Here is a 24,698-nt window from a genome sequence, read left to right as displayed (position 1 = left end):
GTTTGTAATATTTTTTTGTCCCACTGCCATGGTTACCGTCACCGATATCAAAAGACCTGTCCTTGAGTTACCCAAAGGACACAATAAAGTGCTCCTGCACTCCTGTTGCGCGCCCTGCTCTGGCGAGGTCATGGAAGCAATGCTCGCTTCGGGTATTGATTACACGATTTTTTTCTATAACCCGAATATTCATCCTGTAAAGGAATATGAAATTCGAAAGGAAGAAAACATTCGCTTTGCCCAACTGCACAACGTCCCCTTTATCGATGTGGATTATGACGTAGACAACTGGTTTGAACGCGTCAAGGGCCTGGAAAACGAGCCTGAGCGTGGCGAACGCTGTACAGCCTGTTTTGACATGCGCTTTGAGCGCACCGCACTGTATGCCCATGAACACGGGTTTGATACCATCACAAGCTCACTGGGTATTTCCCGCTGGAAAGACATGAACCAGATTAACGGCTGCGGCGAGCGCGCCGCTGCCCGTTACCCCGAACTGGTTTACTGGACGTACAACTGGCGCAAAGGTGGTGGATCTGCCCGCATGATTGAAATCAGCAAACGCGAAGAATTCTATCAGCAAGAATATTGCGGTTGCGTTTACTCACTGCGCGACACCAACCGCCACCGGCAAAACCAGGGTCGTGAGCGGATTAAAATCGGTGTCAATTATTATCGCAACGAAGACAAGCGCTAAGAAAAACCTAAGATCATAAAAAAGCCCGGTGTTATATGCACCGGGCCTTTTTGTTTAATGCACTGCACGCCTGTATTTAGCGCGCTGGTGCCGGAGGGGATGCCGGCGCAGCAGGTACCGCTCCTTCAGCCGATGTTGCCGCCCCACCCTGGCTTCGCGAACCGGGCGACGTAATGAAACCCAGTTTTTTCAAACCAGACCCCTTGGCCATCGCCATCACCCTGGCCAATTGCTCATAACGGGTATCGGCATCGGCACGAATCCTGATTTCAGGCTGCGGAACCTCTTTGGCATGCGATACAAACATCTCACGCAAATCAGCCTCGAGGATCGGAGACTCATTCCAGAAAATATCGCCATTTGCATCAATCGCCAAGTCAATAGACTTAGGGTCTTCAGTGACAGGCGTGCTGCTTACCTGTGGCACATCTATTTTGATGGAGTGCGCCAACAAAGGAGCAGTAATAATAAAGATGACCAATAGAACCAGCATCACGTCGATTAACGGAACCATATTGATTTCCGACACCATATGATTAGAGTTGTTTTTCTGGTCGAAGCTTCCAAATGCCATTATTTACTCCGCAGCATTAATGATGTGTGCCATTACTGCGCAAGGCACGCACTTTGCCAGAAGATACTTCCACCTGCTGGCCTGTTGTGACAAACGCGAATAGATCATAGGCAAAACCATCCAGTGAAGCCAGCACTACACGGTTACGGCGTACAAAAGCGTTATAGGCCAAGACAGCCGGAATGGCAACCGCCAGCCCCAGCCCAGTCATGATCAGGGCCTCACCAACCGGACCGGCAATCCTGTTAATGGACACACCATCGGACATACCAATATTGATCAGGGCATGATAAACCCCCCACACGGTGCCAAACAAGCCCACAAAAGGCGCTGTTGAGCCAACCGACCCCAAAACAGTCAAACCATTTTCCAGATGGGCAGTCTCTTCATCAATGACCTTACGCATGGTACGCGTAACAAAATCGGCATTTGAACCCACTTCAGACAAATTGGTGATCCCGTATTTCGCATGATGCTCACGCGCGTGCAAGGCTTGATTGGCCAAGCGGGAGAATGGGTCGCCAGCACCAAATTTATGTAAATCCTTGTCTACCTGTTCCAACGAGGAAGCATTCCAAAAGCGGGAAAGAAACGCCTTGCTACGGCGGCTTGCACGCAAATTAAGCAAGCCCTTGACCACAATGAGATACCAGGTTAGCAATGACATGAAAACCAGCACACCGAACAGGGTTTTGCCAACAGTATCGCTTTGCATCAAAAAATTCAGCATTTGTGAAGCACCGGCATCGGTCGCGACAGTGGCCGCCGCAGTCGTAGCATCTGTCACATTACTAGCTATGGAAGCACCAGCATCAGTGGCAACAGTGGAGGCAGCAGTCGTAGCATTTGTCACGTTACCGGCCATGGAAGCACCTGCCTGTGCTACATTCCCCGCCACGGCAGTACCCGCTTGGGTAACATTAGTGGCTGCCGCAGTGGCTTGTGCGGCCGTGTTGGCAACCGGTGCTGCAATTTCGCTGGCGGATGTAGCCGTTGAAATCGTATTATCTGTTGAATTGGTCACAATTTGTGCAATTGAACCGTATGTTGAAGTCAGCAATGCCGAAATCATGCTATTTCCTTTTATTCAAATTTAATTGGGATGTCTGCCAAGGCTTCTCGTGGCACACCATTTTCTGTATGAGGTTTAAAACGTGCTTTGCTCACGGCATTTAATGCCGCTTTGTTCAAGGCATCGTAAGGTGTTCCTTTTAATACCGATACACTTTTGGCACTTCCATTACGATCAATCAGGACACGCACAATAACCGTACCTTTTTCACCCCGCCGTTGCGAACTGATCGGGTAGTTGACTTTAGGACGTACCCGGTACCCCACCTGTCTTACCACAACCGGCGCAGAACTCGCTGATGATCCTGGCTTCACATCGGGATTACCTTGTGGAATACCAATAGGTTTGGTAACCGGAGGAGCTTTTTCAGACACCTTCTGGCTCTTCAGCACCGGTTTGGCTTTGGGTTTCTCTTGCTTAACCTTTTTCTTGGGTTTTACTTCTTTTTTAACCTCTTTGGGGGGCTCTGGTTTAGGTTCGGGTTTAGGCTCTGGTGGCTTGATGGGCAGGACAGGCTCTGGTTCCGGCTCAACTACCGGTTCGGGTTCGGGTTCGGGTTCGGGCTCAGGTTCTGCCACAGGCTCAGGATCCGGTTCCGGGATAACCTCCTCCACTTCAGGCTCTGCTTGCTGCTGCGGAATGACCTCGGGCATGATTTCCCCTTTAGGGGCCTCGGCAACCGGTTCCTCGAAAATTGAAACAAATACAGGCGCCTCTTCAACTTTAGCCGTGGTTGCCGAAGCATCCAGTGTGACAAGGAACCCCAATCCTGCAAAAATACCTACAGCAGCAAGAATGCCAGCCAGACGAAATGAAAAAGGGACTGTCGGAATTAAGTTTGAAGATTTATACATACTGTTTATTTAAAACGCTTAGCTATAATCGCACCTTGATTAATACTAACTAAAATCAAAGATCAGCCTAGCGATGCAACAAATTTTGTTACCGACCTGATAAAGATACAATGCCTGGCGTTTGAGTATTATTTACTACCAATACAGGACGAATAAACAAACTCCGCCGCATGCGGCCTTTTGCAAACCATCCTTTAGCTACCAACCTGGATATCTTGATATGGATTGACTGCTCCGGCACTACTTTTACCCAAGATGCTTAATAATAATAATTCTCATTATTAAAATCAACTGTGATTATTACATAAAGTTTCCTCGTATCAAAGCAATTTTAATAAAAATTTACAACCGTATGATTTTCATTAAGAAATAAATTGAAATTGCTTAATTTTTTAACGTTGCTAAATCACAACCCTGCTTATTATTTTTTATTTAAATCAGCGGGCAAAAAAAATACCGCCATAAGGCGGTATTTTTTGTAGCAACTAAGAATTACTTAGCTGAAACTTCTTTAGCTTGTGGGCCTTTAGGACCGTCTGCAACCACGAAAGTAACTTCTTGGTTTTCTTGCAGTGATTTGTAGCCAGAACCGATGATGTCGGTGTGGTGTACAAACAGGTCTTTACCACCTGAAGCGGGTTTGATGAAGCCGAAGCCTTTTTCGTTGTTAAACCATTTAACGATGCCAGATTCTGTTGACATTTGAATTTCCTTAAAATTACGGTCTGAATAGACCAAACAAACACAAGACCATCAAGGAGTAGACAAAAGCACAACGAAACTGCATGAGCAAAGAATCTAGCAAAAATCAACGAACTTGAAAATCTTATTCCCACACTATGACGACTATTGAGAACCATGTCAACAAAAATTTACTTGGCATTTACCCTAAGTGGTATGGAAATACATTAAAGGTAACAAAAAATGCCTGACACAGCATTCTTCATGACAAGAAAAAATACTGCAATATCAGGCATTTGACCATATATATTAAGGATTTATACGCTTACTTCCGGGCAAACAAAAACTTGCCATCTTGCACATTAACCATAATAGTATCTTTTGGCCCAAACTCCCCTTCAAGAATTCGCTTGGCAATCGGATTCTCAATGTGTTGTTGAATAGCACGTTTTAATGGTCTGGCACCAAAGACCGGATCAAATCCGCTCTCGGCAATTAACGCCAACGCCTCTTCGGAAACCTCCAGGCCCATTTCCTGGCCATGCAATCTTTGCGCAAGACGCTCCAGCTGAATACTTGCGATAGATGCAATATGTTTGCTGCCCAAGGCATGGAAAACAACCACTTCATCAATCCGGTTCAGAAACTCCGGACGGAAGGCCTGTTTAACATCTTCCCAAACAACTTCTTTGATCGCATCATAAGATTGCCCCACCATGCTTTGAATATGATGTGACCCCAGGTTGGAAGTCATGATAACAACCGTATTACGAAAATCAACCGTACGGCCCTGTCCATCGGTCAGGCGACCATCATCAAGCACTTGCAATAGCACATTGAAAACGTCAGGGTGTGCCTTTTCAACCTCATCCAGCAAAATCACGCTATATGGCTTACGACGCACCGCCTCTGTCAGGTAGCCACCCTCTTCGTAGCCTACATACCCCGGAGGCGCACCAATCAGGCGAGCCACCGAATGTTTTTCCATGAACTCACTCATGTCAATCCGGATCATGTGCTCATCGGAATCAAACAGGAATCCGGCCAAAGCCTTCGTCAGTTCAGTCTTACCTACACCGGTTGGCCCCAGGAACAGGAAAGAACCGTAAGGGCGCGAAGGATCTGACAATCCAGCCCGTGAACGGCGGATGGCATCAGCCACCAGCGTAACCGCCTCATCCTGGCCAACTACCCGTTTATGCAGCTCATCTTCCATGGCCAATAGCTTGGAACGTTCGCCCTGCATCATTTTGGAAACCGGTATGCCAGTGGCACGGGAAACGACTTCGGCAATTTCCTCGGTACCTACCTTAGTACGCAACAACTTGGGTTTTTCGTCCTGATCAGTACCGGCCTCGGCCACTTTCAGGCGTCCTTCCAGCTCTGGCAATTTACTGTATTGCAGTTCTGCCAGTTTATCAAACTGTCCCTTGCGCTGGTATTCGGCCATTTGTGCCCGTACCCGGTCAATTTCTTCCTTGATCGCCTTGGAGCCCTGCACCGCGGCTTTTTCAGCCTTCCACACTTCTTCGTAATCGTTATACTCACGCTGAAGCTGTTCGAGCTCATCTTCAATCAATTTCAGGCGACGCTGTGAAGCCTCATCGGTTTCCTTGATCACCGCCTCACGCTCGATTTTAAGTTGAATAATACGTCGATCGAGCCGATCCATGACTTCGGGCTTGGAGTCAATTTCCATACGGATACGAGCCGCCGCCTCATCAATCAGGTCAATGGCCTTATCGGGCAGAAAGCGATCAGTAATATAACGGTTGGAAAGCTCTGCGGCCGCAACAATGGCCGGATCGGTAATTTCCACGCCGTGATGAATTTCATAACGTTCTTGCAAGCCACGCAAAATGGCAATCGTGGATTCAACATCAGGCTCGTCCACAATGACTTTCTGGAATCGACGCTCAAGCGCAGCGTCTTTTTCAATATATTTGCGATACTCGTCAAGCGTTGTTGCACCTATACAATGCAGCTCACCCCGTGACAAGGCTGGCTTGAGCATATTACCGGCATCCATTGCGCCTTCCGCCTTACCCGCCCCTACCATGGTATGGATTTCATCAATAAAGACAATATTGTTACCATCATCCTGGGCCAGTTCTTTCAAAACCGCTTTAAGACGCTCTTCAAATTCACCGCGGAATTTAGCCCCTGCCAGCAAGGCAGCCAGGTCTAGTGACAGCACACGCTTGCCGCGCAAGGATTCGGGCACCTCATCATTGACAATGCGCTGCGCAAGCCCTTCAACAATCGCGGTTTTACCCACACCTGGCTCACCAATCAAGACCGGGTTATTTTTAGTACGGCGCTGCAAAATCTGAATAGCGCGACGGATTTCATCATCGCGACCAATGACCGGATCCAGTTTACCCTGACGCGCACGATCGGTCAGATCTGTCGTGTATTTTTCAAGTGCCTGGCGATTGGACTCGCCTTCCTGGTCTGTCAATGACTCGCCGCCACGCACGGCCTCAATCGCGGCCTCGAGTGCTTTTTTCTGCAAACCGGCATCACGCAGGATACGACCCGCAGCACCGTTGTCATCAGCCAACGCCAGCAAAAACAATTCACTGGCAATAAAAGCATCACCACGTCTTGCCGCTTCTTTATCGGTTTTATTCAACAAACCGTTCAAGTCTCGACTAATCTGGATATTGGCATCTGCCCCCTGAACCTGGGGAATATCCTTAATGGCCTTATCAAGGGCCGGAAGCACACGGTTAACCGCCACGCCTGATCTTGCCAGTAAACTGGCAGAGCCGCTATCAGCATCCGCCAGCAAAGCTGACAGCACATGAACAGGTTCTATATAAGGGTTATCATTTCTGGTTGCCACACTTTGGGCATCAGCCAAAGCTTGCTGGAATTTTGTTGTCAATTTATCAAATCGCATCATTCTTTCCCATAAAAGGTGGAGCCTATCTGCTCGGGTTATCTTTGAATACTACCTATATAGTGTTACACCGATCAAATTTCAAGATATGAAATTTCAATTATTCATGACTTGCTTTTTATATCAATTCAATCAATACCGATATTCACAACAACGCCTGCCACTTTGATCAAACCGATGATCAAGCCCGCTTGTACATAAGGATAATTTCAGATGTTAAAATCTAAGTTTACCCATTTAACAAAACAAAACAATTGCAATCAGCAATTGTATGGTTTCACTGCCGGTTTTCAATGTCCGCTTCTCTTTCTGTGCATTTTCCCAACCATATTGTGATAGACACCTGCGTACTGATGTCCAATGTATTGCGGCGTCTATTGCTGCGAATGGCCCAGACAGGCCACTTTCACCCTGTTTGGGCTGAATATATAGGTGTTGAATTCAGGCGCAACGCCAGTCGCATCTGGAATGTAGAACCCGAAATGCTTGATGCTGAATGGCTGCAAATGCAACAACAGTTCCCTTTCGCCAATATGGGGGATGTAACCGCCTTTGAAGAGGGACTGAAGCGCAGTGATAAAAAAGACTGGCATGTGATTGCTGCGGCACGTGCGATCCAGCACAAACACCCAGAAAGCACTATCTGTATTCTAACCCGCAACATCAAGGACTTTCACCGGGCCGAAATCAGAAATCTTGGGTTGTACCTGTACGATCCAGACCAGTTTCTGGTCATGTGCTGGGCGCGCTATCAACCCCAAATGCGCTCCCTGTTCGAACTCATCCCAGAGGATGCCCTGAAAATTGGACGGCAGCCCGAACCATTGGAAGCCGTACTCAGGCGCGAACGCCTGTTTCGACTTAACAATCTGGTTCAACAGGAACAAGAACGATTACTTGATTCCGTGCAATACTGACAGATGATCACAAGCCTACAAAAGACCATCCATCTGGTTGATAATATTTGGTTTCAATCTTGAATACTTTCCAAAGGGATTACGATGGGCAGATTTACGCAACTTGAAAGTTTTGTCGCCGTAGCTTCGCTAGGCACCCTTTCTGCGGCAGCCCGGCAGGCAAATATTGCCCCTGCCATGATGGGCAGGCGCATTGATGCACTCGAGGAAAGGCTGGGTGTAAAATTAGTCATACGCTCTACCCGAAAACTATCGCTTACTCCGGAAGGACATATATTCCTGGAGGAAGCGCAAAGAATCCTCAAAGACCTGGCTGACACCGAGAGCCTGATTACGGAAGGCAAGGTCAAGATTAGTGGCCCTTTGCGCATTACAGCGCCAGCTGGCTTCGGAAGAAAACATGTTGCCCCGCTTATTCCTGTATTCTGCCAACAATACCCGGACATCCATATATCACTTGACCTGACCGACCGGGTCGTTGACCTGGTGGAAGAACAATATGATTGCGCCATACGCATCGGTGATCTTGAAAACTCACAACTGATTGCCATCAGGCTGGCTGAAAACCACCGGGTGGTAGTCGCCTCTCCTGAATATCTGAAAAAGCACGGTACGCCACAACACCCTGATGAACTTCAACATCATGAATGCCTGTCATTTGGCAAGCAAGGCAATCAGCATAAGGGCTGGCTTTTCAAGGAAAACAACCAGATCATTGCGATTAAACCCAAGGCAAGATTATCCTGCTCCGACGGTTCTGTATTGCTGGAATGGACTTTAAGCGGCATAGGCCTGTCTTGGCGATCCATGTGGGAAGTACGCAGTGAGATTGAAAAAGGCCGATTAGTTACCATATTGGATGAATACAATACCCCTCCAAACGGAATCTATGCCATGCTGCCCGACAGAAAGCATTTACCCCAAAGAACCCGAAGTTTCATCGAGCTACTTAAAAATACTTACGCACAAAAAAAATACTGGAAATAATATTACATCAAGCCTGTAATATGATATTTACGCTATTTTTAATATAACTGTAAAATCAAGCTTTCATCTATCTGGCAAACAAAAAAGGAACAAGATTCGGTTTTTTATTGTAACCATGAACAAAATGGCTCAAGAAAAAAATTGATCCAGGCCAAACAATAACAATTTAAAGATGCATAACGGCTACAATATGCTTTGCTGTCTCAGTTGCTTGAGTATGGCAATAAGGAAAAGATTGGGATGCTCAAACACCTTTTATTGAATAAAGAATCAACTCATTGCTCAACCTGTATGCTAGGACATCTCTGTGTTCCAGGTGGATTGACTCCTTCGGAAATGCACAGACTGACCGAACTGATTAAAGAACGCATACGTATTCCCAAAGGTACGCTGTTCTTCAAGGTTGGCGATCCGCTTACAGCCATTTACAGCATTCGTTCGGGTTCCATGAAAACACAACTCGAAAATGAAAGCGGTCACGTGCAGATTACGGGTTTTTTTCTTGCCGGAGAGTTGCTGGGGCTTGATGGTTTTAGCGAAGGCACGCATTTGTCGAATGCTATTGCCCTGGAAGATACCGAAGTCTGTGTTCTAAGGCTTAGCGATCTGGATACATTAACCCAGGAAATTCCTGCCTTACAACAGCAATTCTGGAAGATCCTCAGCAAGGAAATCTCGCGCTCTCATAATCTGGTCCTGTCTTTGGGTGCCATGCGTTCAGAACAACGGGTTGCATCCTTCTTGTTGAATTTATCAACACGATTTACCAATCTGGGTTACTCACCCAACGAGTTCATTCTACGAATGAGCCGCGAAGAAATTGGCAACTACCTGGGTCTTACACTTGAAACGGTAAGCCGCCTGCTTTCACGCTTTGCCAAGGAAGGCTTGATTCGTATTCACCAGCGTCAGGTTCAGCTATTAAGTAAATCAGGCCTGCATGACCTGATCAAACATGAACCAAACATCAAAACAAAATAAAAAAAAGTACGAAATTTTCGTACTTTTTTTATTGTTGAATATTAATAATAAAAACTAAAATTCTTCATTATCTCCAAACAACTTATTGTTTCCGCGTGAATTTACCATAAACAAACTTAATACACTGGAAAATGCGGCCATTATCCAGAATAGAAAGAAACCACCAGCATAAACCCATTCAATACTTACCGGGATATAACCAAATATGCTTATATCCGCAGGTTCTACTAGCGCAAATACCACACCGCTTAACAACCCGGCCGCTAAAAAAGACGGCCATACAATCCACATTATGGTACGCATATAAACCCCCCGTTTGTTATTTGAGTTTTCTTTCTTCCACTTCCGGTTCTGCGTCAAACCTGGGAATATCTTTGCCATCTTTACTGACAAAAAGCCCCTGCTTGACGCCATCCAACCTGACTTGCTGATCTACATTCGTTGATAATGCCAGTACAATTGTAATGATGCAACCAATTATTGCCAGTGCCGGCCCTGCCATTAAAATCCATGGCCAAGGCTCCTTGTACCAGGGATTAACATCAAGATCATTATCGTTGTAGGTTGACATATCAATTTCCAGCTAAAATTTAATTAGGAACAAAGAAGCTTGTTTTCTCTTCTGCCTTAAGTTCAACGTCTTCACTTTCCAGCGTCTCGACTTTCAGCTCAAGATCATACAGACCAGGCTTAACCTCTTCCAGAGGAACCTGGACAACCAGTGGCACCCACTCATTGGCAAACGGCGCAACAGTCACAACAGCATTATCCTTGTCACCCGCACGGACATGGGCTTTCTCAATATCCTTGCCTTTGGCGGTAATCTCAAGGTCTAGCGGCTGTTCTGTCATATTAATGATCTGTACGCGATAAACGTTTTCTATTAAACCTCCCGGCACTTCACGTCCCAATGCCCCGCGATCACGCATGATATCCATCCGTAACGGTGTACGCATGGCAACAGAGGCCAGGAAAGCGATGATAAAAAATGCCAGCAATGTCAGGTAAACATAAACCCGGGGCTTGAACAGACGTTTCCTTGCCTGTTTATTATCAAGGCCTTCAAGCATGCCATTTTCAGAAGTATAACGGATCAGGCCTTTTGGATAATTCATTTTATCCATAATCTGGTCACAGGCATCGATACAGGCACCACAGCCAATACACATATATTGCAGGCCATTACGGATATCGATGCCAGTTGGACAGACCTGTACACAGACAGTACAGTCAATACAGTCACCAAGACCAAGCTCATGGTGATCTACCTTGCGTGAGCGTCCACCACGAGGTTCGCCACGAATCTTGTCATAAGTAACCACAAAAGTATCTGAGTCAACCATTACGCTTTGGAAACGAGCGTAGGGGCACATGTATTTACAAACCGACTCTCGCAGGAATCCAGCCATACCCCAGGTTGCTATTGAATAGAATATCATCCAGAACCATTGCCATGGACCCAATTCCAGATTGAATAAATCAGCACCCAACTCACGGATGGGAGCAAAATAACCGATAAAGGTTGAACCCGTCCACCAAGCCAAGGCAATCCACAATATATGCTTGGTTGCCTTAATACGAAACTTGCGGAACGACCAAGGTTCTTCATCAAGGCGAATACGGGCTACCCGATCACCTTCCACCTTGCGTTCTATCCACATGAAAATTTCGGTATATACCGTTTGTGGACAGGCATATCCACAGAACAGGCGTCCGGCCAGTGCCGTAAACAGGAACAGGCCGTAAGCGGAAATAATAAGTATGACGGCCATATAAAACACATCTTGCGGCCACAACACCATACCAAAAATATAAAACTTGCGGGCGCCCAAGTCGAACAAAACAGCCTGACGGTCATTCCATTGCAACCATGGCAACCCATAAAAAATAATCTGGGTAAAAAGAACGAGAATGATCCTCCAGCGTGCGAAGATGCCGGTTACCGATCGAGGGTATATTTTTGCCCTGAATTCCTCAATAACCCTACTGCTTTCTTCCTCGGTCAACCCTGCTGAACTTGACACCTGAGCGGTACGCTGCATTTGCACGGGTTGCCATGCCGGAGCCTGTTCCGAATCTCTGCCTTCGGTACTTCGATCATTACTCATTCTTTCTTCCTTGATTTACTGCTTATTGCGCTGCTGCCTCTTTATTGGAGAGACTCCATACATACGATGTCAACATACGGATCTGGTCGGGTGTGAGAAGATTTTTCTGCGCAGGCATAAGACCTTCACGTCCGTTCAGGATAGTATTGACAATGTTATCTTTGGAACTGCTACTCAACCAGATGTTATCAGTCAGATTAGGCGCACCCAGGGCTTTATTGCCTTTAGCATCAGCACCATGACAGGCGACACAAAACTGATTGAACGTTACCTGACCTGCCGGCACCAGCGTAGCGTCATGTGACAGCCCTGAAAGTGAACGGACATAGTTGGCCACTTCCTCGGCTTTTGCCTGGGGAATTGCCGCACCCAAAGGAGCCATGATGCCATGACGACCTTCTGTGATGGTTTGCAGGATGACCTCGGGTTCACCACCGTACAACCAGTCATTATCAGTCAGGTTGGGATAGTTGGGCTGGCCTTTGGCATCTGAACCATGACATTGTGCGCAGTTATTCAGAAACAACCGTTCACCAATCACGTGAGCCTCAGAGTTTTTAACCAACTCATCAATAGGCATTGCTGCAAACTTCTCGTAGATTGGCGCAATGGTCTTCAGATACTCGGCACGTTCATCTTCCACCTGCTTGGCGGCTGTATAGCCAACCAAACCAGGGTTTGAGCCCAGTCCCGGATACAGGAACATAATACTAAGCCCAATAACACACAAGCCAACGTACATGATGATCCACCAACGGGGGATCGGTGTATTCAACTCACCAATTCCATCCCATATGTGGCCCGTACTTTCCTCACCTTTGGGAGCGCCACCCAGCCAAGACCGTTGCGTGAACAACAACCATAGACAAAATGCAACACCACCCAGTGCAATGATGGAAATCCAGTAACTCCATCCAATGCTCACGAAATCACTCATGATCCATACCCCTTATTCCGATTTCCTTGATCTGATCCTTCATCTGGCAATTCGAATGGCAACATTGCCGCTTCGTCATTGTCCTTGACACGGTGCTTTGACCATGCCCACCAGATGATTCCAAAAAACATCAACATTGATATGACGGTAAATACACCATTTATGATAGCCATATCAGTTAGCCCCCGGTAGTAACTGCCTGTGTTGCAGGTTGGGCAGTTTCTTTGGCGCGTAACGCGTTGATAAAGCCAACACCAAGACTTTGCAGGTAAGCAATAACAGCATCTTCCTCTGTTTTGCCGGCAAGTTCTTTATTGGCATTGGCAATCTGCTCATCGGTATATGGAACACCCAGCTTGCGCAGTGCATTCATACGAGGTCTCAGATCAACGTTGGAAATATCTTTATGTTGCAACCAGCTATATCCTGGCATATTGGACTCTTTAACCAGAGCACGCGGATCACGCAGGTGAAGCCTGTGCCAGTCGTCAGAATAACGGCCACCCACACGGGCAAGGTCTGGACCGGTACGTTTTGAACCCCACAGGAATGGGTGATCGTAAACGGACTCACCAGCCAGGGAGTAATGACCGTAGCGCAACACTTCGGATTGCAACATGCGTACCTGTTGTGAGTGACAGCCTACACAACCTTCCTTAATGTACACGTCACGCCCTAGCAATTGCAAGGGGGTGTAAGGTTTTACCCCATCGGCAGGTTGTGTGGTTGAGTGCTGGAAGAATAAAGGAACAATTTGCACCAGTCCGGCAAATGAAATTACCAGGATACTGAGAATAATCATTATCCCAATATTCTTCTCAATGGTTTCGTGTGAGAAAAAGCTTTTTGATTTATTAGCCATTAGAGTTCTCCTAATTACACTGTTGCAGGAGCACCAACTGCTGATGCTTGGTGAGAATCTTCAGAAGAACCAACCGGCACTGCAGGATTAACAGGTTTTTGCCCTTTGATGGTGATAATAACGTTGTACAACATGACAATCACACCAGCCAGGAAGCAAGCACCACCCGTGAAACGAATGATATACAGCAGATACTTGGATTTAAGCGCCTGCACAAATGCATAAGTCATGGTTCCATCAGGTTCAACAGCACGCCACATCAGGCCTTCCATTACACCGGCAATCCACATTGAAGCGATATACAGGACCACACCGATGGTGGCGATCCAGAAGTGGGCTTCCACCAGGGATTTGCTGGCCATGGCTTCACGGCCCCACAAACGGGGAATCATGTAATACAAGCTACCAAAAGTAATCATGGCTACCCAACCCAACGCACCGGAGTGAACGTGAGCAACGGTCCATTCGGTATAGTGAGACAAAGCGTTCACTGAGCGAATAGACATCATTGAGCCCTCAAAGGTAGACATACCATAGAAAGACAATGCAACAACCATGAACTTCAGGACTGGATCTGTCCTTAGTTTATGCCAGGCACCTGACATGGTCATGATACCGTTGATCATACCGCCCCATGATGGCGCAAGCAGAATCAGGGAGAATGCCATACCCAGACTTTGGGTCCAGTCGGGAAGCGAGGTATACAGCAAGTGATGAGGGCCGGCCCACATGTAGGTAAAGGCCAATGACCAGAAGTGAACAATCGATAAGCGGTAAGAATACACCGGACGGTTAGCCTGTTTAGGCACAAAGTAATACATCATGCCAAGGAAACTGGTTGTCAGGAAGAAACCAACCGCGTTGTGGCCATACCACCACTGAACCATTGCATCTTGTACACCCGCATAAGCAGAGTAAGACTTGAACCAGCCCCAAGGCATTTCAATATTGTTAAAAATGTGCAGAACGGCAATGGTCAGGATATATGAACCAAAGAACCAGTTTGCCACATAAATATGTTTTACCTTACGCTTGACAATGGTTCCGAAGAAAACAATTGCATAAGCAACCCAGACCAATGTGATCAGGATATCAATAGGCCATTCGAGCTCGGCATATTCTTTACTGGACGTAAAGCCTGCTGGCAAAGAAATGGCAGCACCGACAATAACCAGCTGCCAGCCCCAAAAGGTGAATGCAGCCAGTTTGTCACAAAACAAACGGGTTTGACAGGTACGCTGCACGACATAGTATGACGTTGCAAACAAACCGCTACCACCAAAGGCAAAAATTACCGCGTTGGTATGTAAGGGACGAAGACGCCCGTAACTTAACCAATCAACCAGATTCAGATTGGGCCAGATAAGTTGTGCGGCAATAAAAACACCGACAAACATCCCCACAATCCCCCAGATCACCGTCATAATGGCGAACTGCCGAACCACCTTGTAATTGAAGGTGTCAGCTTCACTAACAGTTGCGTTTTGAGTACGCATAGACCATCCTCTCTAAAAATTACTACTCATTTGTATGTGATACCGATAAGAATCATGAAACATTTCTACAAATTTGGTTTGACTTGAGTCAACAAGACAAGAATCCAGAGCAATTTATACCCATGTCGACCCGCATTCTACATGAACTCTTGTTAAAACAAGCTCTCGTGTCGCAATACAACAAAGCGAGCTATTTAGCAGGAGAATTATTATGTATGATTTGAGTCATTATCTTCGAGAATGGATTTCCCATTCTCTTCTGTATCATCAAACTGACCGGAGAACACCGCCCAATACAGTGCAACACCGATACCGATCACAAATAAAAATGAAATGGGAAGCAATAAAAATAAAGATTCCATTTCATTTATCCCTGGACGGCTTTCCCTGCCGTCCAATCAGGGCCAATGATGAAGCCCTGATTATGGAATTTTTTATATAAACGCCATGAGTTCCAGGCCACTGCCAAGGAAGATACCAGCATGGTAATGGCCGCGACCCAAGGCGCCACCAACCCGAACATGGCCAACGGTGCCATGAGAATATGCCACGCCAGAGAACCATAAAGATTTTGATTGGCGGTTTTTCGGGTAAGACTTAATACGAATTCTTGTTGTTCCGGGGAAAAACTGTGATTATTGAGAAAGATTGCACGAGCGGCGGAGGAAGCCGTAGGAACCGCCATAGACAGCGCACAGGGGCAACTCATGACGAATAACGCAACCAGTACAGGCAAGGCATGTGCCGGATCGATAAACAGATACCAGACAATGCCACTGACAATAGCCAGCAATATTTGAATAATGACAAATGCAAAAGCGATTTTATCGGCTTTTGCTGTCATAACAGTACGCGCCAGCTCTAGTTTGGCTGGTGTACCTATTCCAGAATACCGGGCCGACTGTTCGGCACAGAATTCAAGATAACGGGCTGTTAACAAAAATGCCACAAACATGGCAACAGATTCGAAATAAACTTCACCCTGCTGGTTAACGGTAGCAATAACACTAGGAATAAACGCGGTAAGAATACCCAGTGCAACTGGCCAGTCCATGTTAACGCGCATTGAATGTGAAGGTGATTTCTTGAAAACGCCCTGCCAGATTGGCCAGGCACAATAAAAAAGGACAGGCATGGTTAGCGCAAAACTGAGCCAGTTCATGATAATGATAGCTGCATCAAGCATGGCCAGGCTTTCTGTACCGATGTAATCGCCACGCACATAACCGGGAAATGCGAACATCATTACCTGCATCATGACCAACCAGGCAATACCAAGACTTGCAAGCATGTGACGGCGTTTTTGCCGCTCATGATCTGGCAGGTCTTTAGGAATTGAAAAAATGGAGGCGGCTTTCATAGCATAGGATAGTACTAATTAATTGTCCAAGCCGTCTTGATAATTATCAAGACGATGCAGATTCATGAGCAACAATTGGGAAAAACCCAACAAGTCTATGATTTTATATGTCAAAATAGCCGGTTTTGTTTTCAATAACCAGCTATTTCCATTGCACTGTCGTGTTTTGTTAATTTAATTAAACACGCCCTGAGACAAATAGCGATCTCCACGGTCGCAGACAATATAAACAATTGTAGCATTCCGGGTACGCTGCGCAACACGCAAGGCAGCAACCAGTGCACCCGCTGCGGATATACCACCAAATATCCCCTCTTCTGCGGCCATCCGACGCGCCATGTTTTCAGCCTCTTCCTGACCAATCAACTCAAAGCTATCCACCCCTTTAGGATTGTATATTTTGGGCTGATATTCTTCCGACCATTTCCTAATGCCAGGTATGGATGCTCCCGGTGCTGGCTGGGCCCCCACAATTTCGATGGCAGGATTTTTTGACTTGAGATAAGAACCAGTACCCATAATGGTACCCGTTGTACCCATGGCACTGACAAAATGCGTTATTTCGCCGTTGGTTTGCTGCCAGATCTCAGGACCGGTTCCTTCTATGTGTGCCAACGGGTTATCTGGATTGGCAAATTGATCAAGTACTAGCCCCTTGCCTTCGGACTGCATCCTCATGGCCAAGTCACGGGCATACTCCATGCCACCCTGCTCAGCCTTGGTGAGTATGAGCTCCGCCCCATAAGCCTTCATGGACGCACGACGCTCCAGGGAAAGGTTGTCTGGCATGATGAGTATCATTTTATAGCCGCGGACAGCAGCAGCCATCGCCAATGCAATGCCAGTATTGCCACTGGTTGCTTCGATAAGCGTATCACCCGGTTTTATTTGCCCCCTGGCTTCTGCATGCCGGATCATGGACAAAGCAGGCCTGTCCTTGACCGAACCGGCTGGATTGTTACCTTCAAGCTTTGCCAGAATAACATTACCCCTGGGATCACCCAAGGCCCCAGGAAGGCGTTGCAACCTTACCAACGGTGTATTACCGATGATGTCTTCAATAGTAGGATAAGTTTTATTCATAGTGGTGAAATCATATACCATTTTTATTCAAGACCACTATTCTTTTTCCACCCACTCTGCATTTCCCGCTCTTGGCTTGATCAATTTTGGCTCCGCCGCAGAAATCGGACGTTGTTTTTCTTTTTTATTAACCGGCCAAACCTGATGAACTGCATTATCTACACTTTTCCCAGGCAAAGACCCGCCCTTTATTTGCAAACCGGCATCAAACAGCTTATTAGCCTTTTTGACACCAATTCCTTTCACTCTTAGTGATAAATCCTGCCTAGACAAGAAAGGGCCACCCCTTTGCCGCTCCCGGATGATGTTTTCAGCAGTTTTCAGTCCAATCCCCTTGATGGAAACCAACTGCTCACGACTGGCCGAATTGAGATCAACCGCCCATGCCATACTGCATACACCTACCCAGAGGAAAACCGCAAAGCAACAGGATACGAATTGCTGTAGTCCTTTCATAACAGCCCCAATCTCTACAAAGATGGCATCATCCTATATTTTCCAGCCTGACAGACACAAACATGAATAAAAAAAGCCATCTGTATTTTTACAGATGACTTGAAATTAATTGTTAACGAAAATTAAATCAGAACCGTTATTTAGTGTTCTGGCGCAAGGCTTTGACATAACGACTGACACCCGTTTCAACATCAAGCATGTCCGCGGTATAGCCAGCCTGGCGCAAGGCCGTCAAATCAGCCTGGGTAAAACTTTGGTATCTGCCTTTAAGATCTTCGGGGAAAGGCGTATAGCGAATCAGGCCAGCCTGAACCAATTCTTCCAATGATAAAGCTGCCTCACCACGTTCTTCCCTAAGCGTATTAACGACAGCCTTGGCAACATCGTTAAATGGCTGCGCACGCCCCGAACCACAATTAAAAATGCCTGATTTTTCAGGGTGCTCAAGAAAATACAAATTAACGGCCACCACATCTTCAACAGAAATGAAATCGCGGCTTTGCTGCCCATCCCCATAACCATCCCAACCACCAAACAGGCGCACATGCCCCTCTTTAAGAAACTGGTTCATATTATGGAAAGCCACTGATGCCATTCTTCCTTTATGCTGCTCGTGAGGTCCATAAACATTAAAATACCTCAAGCCAACCACCTGCGCCGTGAGGTTATTCATGCGGCTACGCAACACTTGATCAAACAGGAATTTTGAATATCCATACACATTCAGGGGTGCTTCGTTTTCAAGACTCTCGGTATAAACCGGTCCGGCACCATACACGGCTGCGGATGAAGCATAAATGAATGGAATTGAACGCGCCTGGGCAAAATTGCATAACTCCAGCGTTACGCGATAATTGTTATCCATCATGAAATGGCCATCACGTTCGGTTGTATCGGAACATGCTCCCTGATGAATAATGGCTTTAATATTACCGACATTGCCATTGCTGATATGCTTGCGAAAATCATCTTTATGAATGTAATCGGCAATTTGACAATCGCGTAAATTAATGAATTTATCACCATCGGTAAGATCATCAACCGCCACAACGCGAGTTATTCCCTTTCGATTCAGGCCCCGCACAATATTGCTGCCAATAAAGCCGGCTGCCCCAGTTACTACTATCATAACAATTCCTCCGCACTTACTATAGATGTACCTAATTTGCCCACCACAATACTACCGGCCTTGTTGGCCCAATAGATTGCCTGCGGCCAATCCAGGCCCGCCGCCTTAGCCACTGCCAATGTTGCCAAAACGGTATCTCCCGCACCGGAAACATCAAAAACTTCTTGCGCCAAGGCATCCTCATGAAAACGACCCTGCTCGTTAAACAAAGTCATGCCCTGCTCCGAACGGGTTATCAGCAATGCCTCGAGTGAATACTCCTTGCGCAAGGCCTGCGCCAGCTCATTCAATTTTTCTTCAGAATCCCAGCAACCAACCGCCTGCTGCATCTCCGACCGATTGGGCGTGACAAGACTGGCATGACGATAACGGGCATAATTGTCACCCTTGGGATCAACCAGCACGGGAATTTTATTTTCCACCGCATGGGCAATCATGGCTTCAACATGCGTTAAAGCACCCTTGGCGTAATCGGAAAGCACCAATACATCATGTTGTTCAATCAATGCCTTGGCTTTTTCATCAAGCATTTGCAGGGCTGATGGCTGCGGTGGATATTCAAAATCTATCCTGAGCAGTTGCTGCTGTCGCCCCAATACGCGCATTTTCAACGTGGTATGCAGGCTTTTATCCTGAATAAGATAGGGATCTATTCCTGCCTCATCGGCCAGATACTGAATTTGCCCACCCGCCTCATCGGGACCGACAATACCCAGCAATGAAGCTTTTGCGCCCATCGCAACAATATTTCTGGCAACGTTAGCCGCACCTCCCAGCCGATCTTCACGACGGGCCACCCTTACCACCGGTACCGGTGCTTCAGGTGAAATGCGTTCGACCTCGCCAAACCAGTAACGATCAAGCATCAGGTCACCAATCACCAGGATTTTTTTCTTTTTGATAATTTCCAGTGGAAATGAATCCATCACATTTCTTCCAGTTTTTTCGGCTGATAAGTTTCCCACATATTGCAGCCCGGACATTGCCAGTAAAACACCCTTGCCTCAAAGCCACAGGAACTGCAGCTATACCTGTCAAGCCTTTGCGTATGCTTGTGGATCATTTTGTGCAAAAGGGACAGCTCCACATCAGGTAAGATCCTGGCAGCTTGCCCCGGCTTTTCTCCGGCCGCCAATGCTTTCAACTCAACCTCAAGAAGCTTATCAAGACCCAGCAAAGAGGGATGCAACCTTAATGATTCCGAGGCAAAATGCCAGGCTTGCTCCACACCTTGTTGTTCACGCAGCTCACTGAACACGATTTTAAACAAGTCCAGTGAAGGGTGATCCATGTACTGCCGTTTTAATATATCCAGCCCCGAAGCGGCCTGCTGGCTTGCCTTATAGTTTGCCAGCAAATCACCCGCAATCAAACCGACGAATTCTGGCGCATTGGCCACAACACCTTCCAGGCATTTTCTTTCAGCCAGTCCATCACCCTGTATTTTCATTAATTTTGCCCTGAGCATGGCAATCCGCACGGCCGCAGCATTGGAGCGCAGCGCTCCCTTCTGTTTGACCAGTGCCTGTTCGGCCTTTTTCAATTCTTCATTGATATAAGCAAGATCAGGCTGTTTGGACTGCATGGATTGCTGGGCCAGCTCACAATGATAGTGAATAAGCTGTGGAATGGGCTCATCCAGAATTTGGTGAAGATGCTTGACGGCCTCGATAGCCTTGGGCCAATCGTGTTCAGCCTCGTAAATGCGAATAAGCGAACGGTTTGCCGACACGGCAAAACTGCTATCAAGCACCGCCTTGTAGGCCTGTTCGGCACGATCAAACATACCCGCCTTGAAAAAATCCTGGGCCAACTCATGCTGAGCGTGATCCCGGTCATTTTTGGGCAAATCAGCACGCGACAGCAAGCTTTGGTGCACCCTGATCGCCCGCTCTATTTCTCCACGACGGCGAAACAAGCTTCCCAGGGCAAAATGAAGCTCAATGGTTTCAGTATCAAGCTTTGCCACTTCAACAAAGGCATCAATCGCTTTATCATGATCCTCATTTAACAAAAAATTAAGCCCTTTGAAATAGGAGTCGGGCAATTGTCGTGTTTCAGACATCATTTGCCGCACATCAACTCGCGCAGCGATCCATCCCAAACCAAATAAAATGGGTATAAGTATCAGCCACCAGGCTTCATAATCCACCAAACTATAACTCCTCTAGACCTTTGTAATTGCTGTTGAGTCTGTTTTCTTTGCCTGTACATTACCCGCCTCGGAATACGGGCTGCCTTTACTGGCACCAACATCTTTTTTAAGACGGGCAATTTCACTTTTAAGCTGACCGACCTGACGGGCTTTTTTAATCCGGACCAGGATAGCAAGCAAATAAGCAAACACGGCTCCCAGGAAAAAAGTAACCAGCAATACAACAATCAGGGGAATATTGGTCACTGCCACATCAGAGAAAAACCTGACTGAGACAGGCTCTGTATTTTTCATTGCAAACAACACGACAAGTAAAAATATAATCAGGCGCAATGCCCAAATCAAGTAATGCATGATCCTTTCCTCTTATCCAGAAAAAAAACATTGTAATGCGAAACGGCCTTTTAAAATACCGCATTTTCGTCTTTCATTATTTATAACCAAAAAAAAACCCCGAAGTTTTAACTTCAGGGTTTTTTATTGAACAGATACATCAAATCAACTAAAAATTAGCCACTTTGATATTACCCGATTCAAGATCTTCATGAGCCAAAGATTCTGAATTAAGCTCATTGGCAGCTTTGAATACAGAATCTACACGCTCGCGTAATTCCTTGCCAGCCTTGAAGTGAGGCACCCTTTTACCGGGTACCAACACCTGCTCGCCTGACTTGGGATTACGACCTACCCGTGGAGCACGCAGCGACAACGAAAAGCTGCCAAAACCACGAATCTCGATGCGTTGACCATTTGCCAAGGCATTGGTCAGCGCATCCAGCATGGTTTTAACCGCAAATTCCGCGTCACGTGCAGCAAGCTGTGGATAGCTTGCTGCCAGTGCTTCAATCAACTCTGATTTAGTCACTGTTTATTCGTCTTTAGCTTGATCAAGTTTAGCCTTCAGCAAGGCACCCAGGTTTGTTGTGCCTGAAGAAGCACTTGAATCTGTCATGCGTTGCAGTGCATCTGCTGTTTCAGCATTATCACGTGCCTTGATAGACAGCTGGATTGAGCGGGCCTTACGATCTACGTTCAGGATCATGGCTTCAATATTGTCGCCTTCTTTCAGGACAGCTGTTGCATCTTCTACGCGACCGGTAGAGATTTCTGATGCACGCAGATAACCTTCAACATCCAGAGACAATGTAACAACCGCACCTTTAGGCTCAACTGACTTGATAACGCCAGGAACAACCGCACCTTTATCGTTTGAAGATACGTAGTTGTTGAATGGATCGCCTTCCAGCTGTTTGATACCCAAAGAGATACGCTCTTTTTCAGTATCGATAGCCAGAACAACCGCATCAATTTCGTCGCCTTTCTTGAAGTTGCGAACCGCTTCTTCACCAGAGTCAGTCCATGAAAGGTCAGACAAGTGAACCAGGCCATCGATACCGCCAGGCAGACCAATAAACACGCCGAAGTCAGTAATTGACTTGATGGCACCGTGAACTTTATCGCCACGTTTGAAGTTAATGGCAAAATCTTCCCATGGGTTAGCGCGGCACTGTTTCATACCCAATGAAATACGACGACGATCTTCGTCGATTTCAAGTACCATGACTTCAACTTCTTCACCCAGGCTGACAACTTTACGTGGATCAACGTTTTTGTTCGTCCAATCCATTTCGGAAACGTGAACCAGACCTTCAATGCCGGTTTCAACTTCTACGAAAGCACCGTAATCGGTCAGGTTGGTAACTTTACCAAACAGGCGTGTACCTTGTGGGTAACGACGTGCCAGACCGACCCAAGGATCTTCGCCCAGCTGTTTGACACCCAATGATACACGGCTCTTTTCCTGATCAAATTTCAGTACTTTGGCTTCCACTTCCTGACCAACAGTCAGTACTTCGGATGGGTGACGTACACGACGCCATGCCATATCAGTGATATGCAACAGACCATCGATACCGCCCAGGTCAACGAATGCACCGTAATCGGTAATGTTTTTAACAATACCGGTAACCACTGAACCTTCTTGCAAGGTTTCAAGCAGTTTTTGACGCTCTTCACCCATGTTCACTTCGAGTACGGAACGACGTGACAGAACAACGTTATTGCGCTTGCGATCAAGCTTGATAACCTTGAACTCCATGGTTTTGCCTTCATAAGGCGTAGTATCTTTTACTGGACGCAGATCAACCAGTGAACCGGGCAAGAATGCGCGAATACCGTTAGTCATGACAGTCAAGCCGCCTTTGACTTTACCGGTGATAGTACCGGTAACCATTTCACCAGACTCAAGCGCTTGTTCAAGAGACAGCCATGCCGACAGACGTTTTGCGCGGTCACGGGAAAGGATTGTGTCTCCGTAGCCGTTTTCGAGCGAATCAATGGCGACAGAAACGAAATCACCTTCGTTTACCTCAAGTTCGCCTTGATCGTTCAGGAATTCTTCCAGAGGGATTAAAGACTCAGATTTTAATCCGGCATTAACAACCACAAAATTGTGGTCGATGCGTACAACTTCTGCTGAAATCACTTCACCTGATTTCATATCCTGGTTTTTAACACTTGCAGCAAACAGGTCTGCAAAGCTTTCGCCACCAATAGCGTCTTGTAAAGTTACGGATGTCATTAAACTATATCCAACGGCCCAACGGGCCTGAAAAAAAAATACACACCAGGAAATACAATTTTCCCGACGGAGTGAATGATATCTTTCATGTGGGTAAAAGTTTGTACCCCTATCCATGAAAGCCCTCAATACAGCAAAACCACAACTGGCTTTGCCTTTATTTACCTACTGCAATGCCAATAAATGCCTTATGCATTTACCTCAGACCAGTAAGCCAATACTTTTGCAACCGATTCCTCTATTGACAGCGCTGAGGAATCAATGATTTTTGCATCTTCGGCTGGCACTAACGGGGAATGGCTTCTATGCATATCCCGTTCATCCCGCGCCTTAAGATCTTCCAACAAGGCCATTAGGTTAGCAGAAATTCCTTTTTCGATCAACTGCTTATAACGCCTTTGCGCCCTTTCGTTGACATCTGCAATCAGAAAAATCTTCAATTTTGCATCAGGAAAAATAACAGTCCCCATATCACGACCATCAGCAACCAGTCCCGGCGCTTTCCTGAACGCACGTTGCCGCTCGAACAACGCCTGACGCAGCAAAGGATAAGTGGCAATCTGGGAAGCCAATGCCCCCACCTCTTCCTGACGTAAAACGTCACTGACATCGTCGTTATCCAACAACACCTGCTGACCGTCAAAACGAACATCAAGGCTACGGGCAACCTCGGCAATCTCCGCCTCGTTGCCTGGCTCAATGCCTTTTCTCATGACCGCCAGTGCACTCAAGCGATACAACATGCCCGAATCAAGCTGGTGCCAGCCAAGGGTTTTGGCGACAATGCCTGCTAATGTTCCCTTGCCTGAAGCACTCGGACCATCAATGGCAATAACAGGTGGCAAGTTTGCGTTTATCATGAC

The 24,698-nt window shown here is 46.7% G+C and carries 25 protein-coding genes; 4 read left to right on the top strand and 21 right to left on the bottom strand.

All coding sequences use genetic code 11. The annotated features are described in order from the left end of the window. Window positions 1-28 precede the first annotated feature (28 nt). Window positions 29-697: an epoxyqueuosine reductase QueH gene (locus ACM5Q9_RS01750; RefSeq protein WP_418143149.1), complete on the top strand. Its 669-nt coding sequence runs from the start codon at window positions 29-31 to the stop codon at window positions 695-697. A 76-nt stretch (window positions 698-773) separates the two neighbouring features. Here ACM5Q9_RS01750 and ACM5Q9_RS01745 read toward each other — a convergent pair whose 3' ends face one another. The 5 genes from ACM5Q9_RS01745 to clpB form a co-directional block, all read right to left on the bottom strand. After that, complete coding sequence (locus tag ACM5Q9_RS01745; protein ID WP_418143008.1) at window positions 774-1,271, bottom strand: ExbD/TolR family protein; 498 nt, start codon at window positions 1,269-1,271, stop codon at window positions 774-776. Window positions 1,272-1,287: 16 nt separating this feature from the next. Continuing rightward, window positions 1,288-2,343: a MotA/TolQ/ExbB proton channel family protein gene (locus ACM5Q9_RS01740; RefSeq protein WP_418143007.1), complete on the bottom strand. Its 1,056-nt coding sequence runs from the start codon at window positions 2,341-2,343 to the stop codon at window positions 1,288-1,290. Between the two features lie 11 nt (window positions 2,344-2,354). Further along, window positions 2,355-3,197, bottom strand: a complete 843-nt coding sequence (locus ACM5Q9_RS01735) for an energy transducer TonB (protein ID WP_418143006.1) — start codon at window positions 3,195-3,197, stop codon at window positions 2,355-2,357. A 492-nt stretch (window positions 3,198-3,689) separates the two neighbouring features. Further along, window positions 3,690-3,899 (bottom strand): cold-shock protein, encoded by a 210-nt coding sequence (locus ACM5Q9_RS01730; RefSeq protein WP_189383560.1) that lies wholly within the window; start codon window positions 3,897-3,899, stop codon window positions 3,690-3,692. Window positions 3,900-4,203: 304 nt separating this feature from the next. Next, complete coding sequence (gene clpB, locus ACM5Q9_RS01725) at window positions 4,204-6,783, bottom strand: ATP-dependent chaperone ClpB (protein WP_418143005.1); 2,580 nt, start codon at window positions 6,781-6,783, stop codon at window positions 4,204-4,206. 293 nt (window positions 6,784-7,076) lie between these two features. Here clpB and ACM5Q9_RS01720 point away from each other — a divergent pair, with 293 nt between their 5' ends. From ACM5Q9_RS01720 to ACM5Q9_RS01710, 3 genes are all read left to right on the top strand, one after another. Beyond that, on the top strand, window positions 7,077-7,700 hold the full coding sequence (locus tag ACM5Q9_RS01720) for a PIN domain-containing protein (protein WP_418143004.1): 624 nt from the start codon (window positions 7,077-7,079) through the stop codon (window positions 7,698-7,700). A gap of 84 nt (window positions 7,701-7,784) precedes the next feature. Beyond that, window positions 7,785-8,687, top strand: coding sequence for a LysR family transcriptional regulator (locus ACM5Q9_RS01715; protein WP_418143003.1), 903 nt, complete (start codon window positions 7,785-7,787; stop codon window positions 8,685-8,687). Between the two features lie 240 nt (window positions 8,688-8,927). Beyond that, window positions 8,928-9,668 (top strand): helix-turn-helix domain-containing protein, encoded by a 741-nt coding sequence (locus ACM5Q9_RS01710; protein WP_418143002.1) that lies wholly within the window; start codon window positions 8,928-8,930, stop codon window positions 9,666-9,668. Between the two features lie 319 nt (window positions 9,669-9,987). Here ACM5Q9_RS01710 and ACM5Q9_RS01705 read toward each other — a convergent pair whose 3' ends face one another. The 16 genes from ACM5Q9_RS01705 to cmk form a co-directional block, all read right to left on the bottom strand. Further along, window positions 9,988-10,239: a FixH family protein gene (locus tag ACM5Q9_RS01705; protein WP_418143001.1), complete on the bottom strand. Its 252-nt coding sequence runs from the start codon at window positions 10,237-10,239 to the stop codon at window positions 9,988-9,990. Between the two features lie 19 nt (window positions 10,240-10,258). Further along, window positions 10,259-11,776, bottom strand: a complete 1,518-nt coding sequence (gene ccoG, locus ACM5Q9_RS01700; RefSeq protein WP_418143000.1) for a cytochrome c oxidase accessory protein CcoG — start codon at window positions 11,774-11,776, stop codon at window positions 10,259-10,261. 22 nt (window positions 11,777-11,798) lie between these two features. Continuing rightward, the gene (gene ccoP / locus ACM5Q9_RS01695; RefSeq protein ID WP_418142999.1) at window positions 11,799-12,713 is read right to left on the bottom strand and encodes a cytochrome-c oxidase, cbb3-type subunit III; all 915 of its coding nucleotides are present in this window, start codon (window positions 12,711-12,713) and stop codon (window positions 11,799-11,801) included. A gap of 178 nt (window positions 12,714-12,891) precedes the next feature. Next, a complete protein-coding gene (gene ccoO, locus ACM5Q9_RS01690) occupies window positions 12,892-13,575 on the bottom strand; it encodes a cytochrome-c oxidase, cbb3-type subunit II (protein ID WP_418142998.1) in 684 nt (227 codons plus the stop codon). Window positions 13,576-13,589: 14 nt separating this feature from the next. Beyond that, a complete protein-coding gene (gene ccoN, locus ACM5Q9_RS01685) occupies window positions 13,590-15,071 on the bottom strand; it encodes a cytochrome-c oxidase, cbb3-type subunit I (RefSeq protein WP_418142997.1) in 1,482 nt (493 codons plus the stop codon). Window positions 15,072-15,280: 209 nt separating this feature from the next. Then, the gene (ccoS, locus tag ACM5Q9_RS01680) at window positions 15,281-15,433 is read right to left on the bottom strand and encodes a cbb3-type cytochrome oxidase assembly protein CcoS (RefSeq protein ID WP_418142996.1); all 153 of its coding nucleotides are present in this window, start codon (window positions 15,431-15,433) and stop codon (window positions 15,281-15,283) included. A gap of 5 nt (window positions 15,434-15,438) precedes the next feature. Continuing rightward, a complete protein-coding gene (locus ACM5Q9_RS01675; RefSeq protein ID WP_418142995.1) occupies window positions 15,439-16,431 on the bottom strand; it encodes a hypothetical protein in 993 nt (330 codons plus the stop codon). A 174-nt stretch (window positions 16,432-16,605) separates the two neighbouring features. Further along, window positions 16,606-17,514 (bottom strand): cysteine synthase CysM, encoded by a 909-nt coding sequence (gene cysM / locus ACM5Q9_RS01670; RefSeq protein WP_418142994.1) that lies wholly within the window; start codon window positions 17,512-17,514, stop codon window positions 16,606-16,608. Window positions 17,515-17,550: 36 nt separating this feature from the next. Then, window positions 17,551-17,970, bottom strand: a complete 420-nt coding sequence (locus ACM5Q9_RS01665; protein ID WP_418142993.1) for a ComEA family DNA-binding protein — start codon at window positions 17,968-17,970, stop codon at window positions 17,551-17,553. Window positions 17,971-18,106: 136 nt separating this feature from the next. Continuing rightward, window positions 18,107-19,099, bottom strand: a complete 993-nt coding sequence (gene rfaD, locus ACM5Q9_RS01660) for an ADP-glyceromanno-heptose 6-epimerase (protein ID WP_418142992.1) — start codon at window positions 19,097-19,099, stop codon at window positions 18,107-18,109. Further along, window positions 19,096-20,025 (bottom strand): D-glycero-beta-D-manno-heptose-7-phosphate kinase, encoded by a 930-nt coding sequence (rfaE1, locus tag ACM5Q9_RS01655; protein WP_418143148.1) that lies wholly within the window; start codon window positions 20,023-20,025, stop codon window positions 19,096-19,098. The genes rfaD and rfaE1 overlap by 4 nt, the downstream gene beginning before the upstream one ends. Next, window positions 20,025-21,251 carry a lipopolysaccharide assembly protein LapB gene (gene lapB / locus ACM5Q9_RS01650; RefSeq protein WP_418142991.1) on the bottom strand — a complete coding sequence of 409 codons (1,227 nt, stop codon included), beginning with the start codon at window positions 21,249-21,251 and terminating at the stop codon, window positions 20,025-20,027. The genes rfaE1 and lapB overlap by 1 nt, the downstream gene beginning before the upstream one ends. A 15-nt stretch (window positions 21,252-21,266) precedes the next feature. Continuing rightward, on the bottom strand, window positions 21,267-21,608 hold the full coding sequence (locus ACM5Q9_RS01645) for a LapA family protein (RefSeq protein WP_418142990.1): 342 nt from the start codon (window positions 21,606-21,608) through the stop codon (window positions 21,267-21,269). A gap of 148 nt (window positions 21,609-21,756) precedes the next feature. Next, window positions 21,757-22,119, bottom strand: coding sequence for an integration host factor subunit beta (locus ACM5Q9_RS01640; protein WP_418142989.1), 363 nt, complete (start codon window positions 22,117-22,119; stop codon window positions 21,757-21,759). Window positions 22,120-22,122: 3 nt separating this feature from the next. Beyond that, on the bottom strand, window positions 22,123-23,835 hold the full coding sequence (gene rpsA, locus ACM5Q9_RS01635) for a 30S ribosomal protein S1 (RefSeq protein WP_418142988.1): 1,713 nt from the start codon (window positions 23,833-23,835) through the stop codon (window positions 22,123-22,125). Window positions 23,836-24,023: 188 nt separating this feature from the next. Further along, entirely contained in the window at window positions 24,024-24,695 is a 672-nt protein-coding gene (cmk, locus tag ACM5Q9_RS01630) for a (d)CMP kinase (protein ID WP_418142987.1), read from the bottom strand. Window positions 24,696-24,698: the final 3 nt, after the last annotated feature.

Origin of the sequence: Advenella sp. RU8, assembly GCF_048381675.1 — a bacterium.
Taxonomy (GTDB): Bacteria; Pseudomonadota; Gammaproteobacteria; order Burkholderiales; family Burkholderiaceae_B; genus Advenella.
This window is presented reverse-complemented; position numbering and strand designations above follow the sequence as displayed.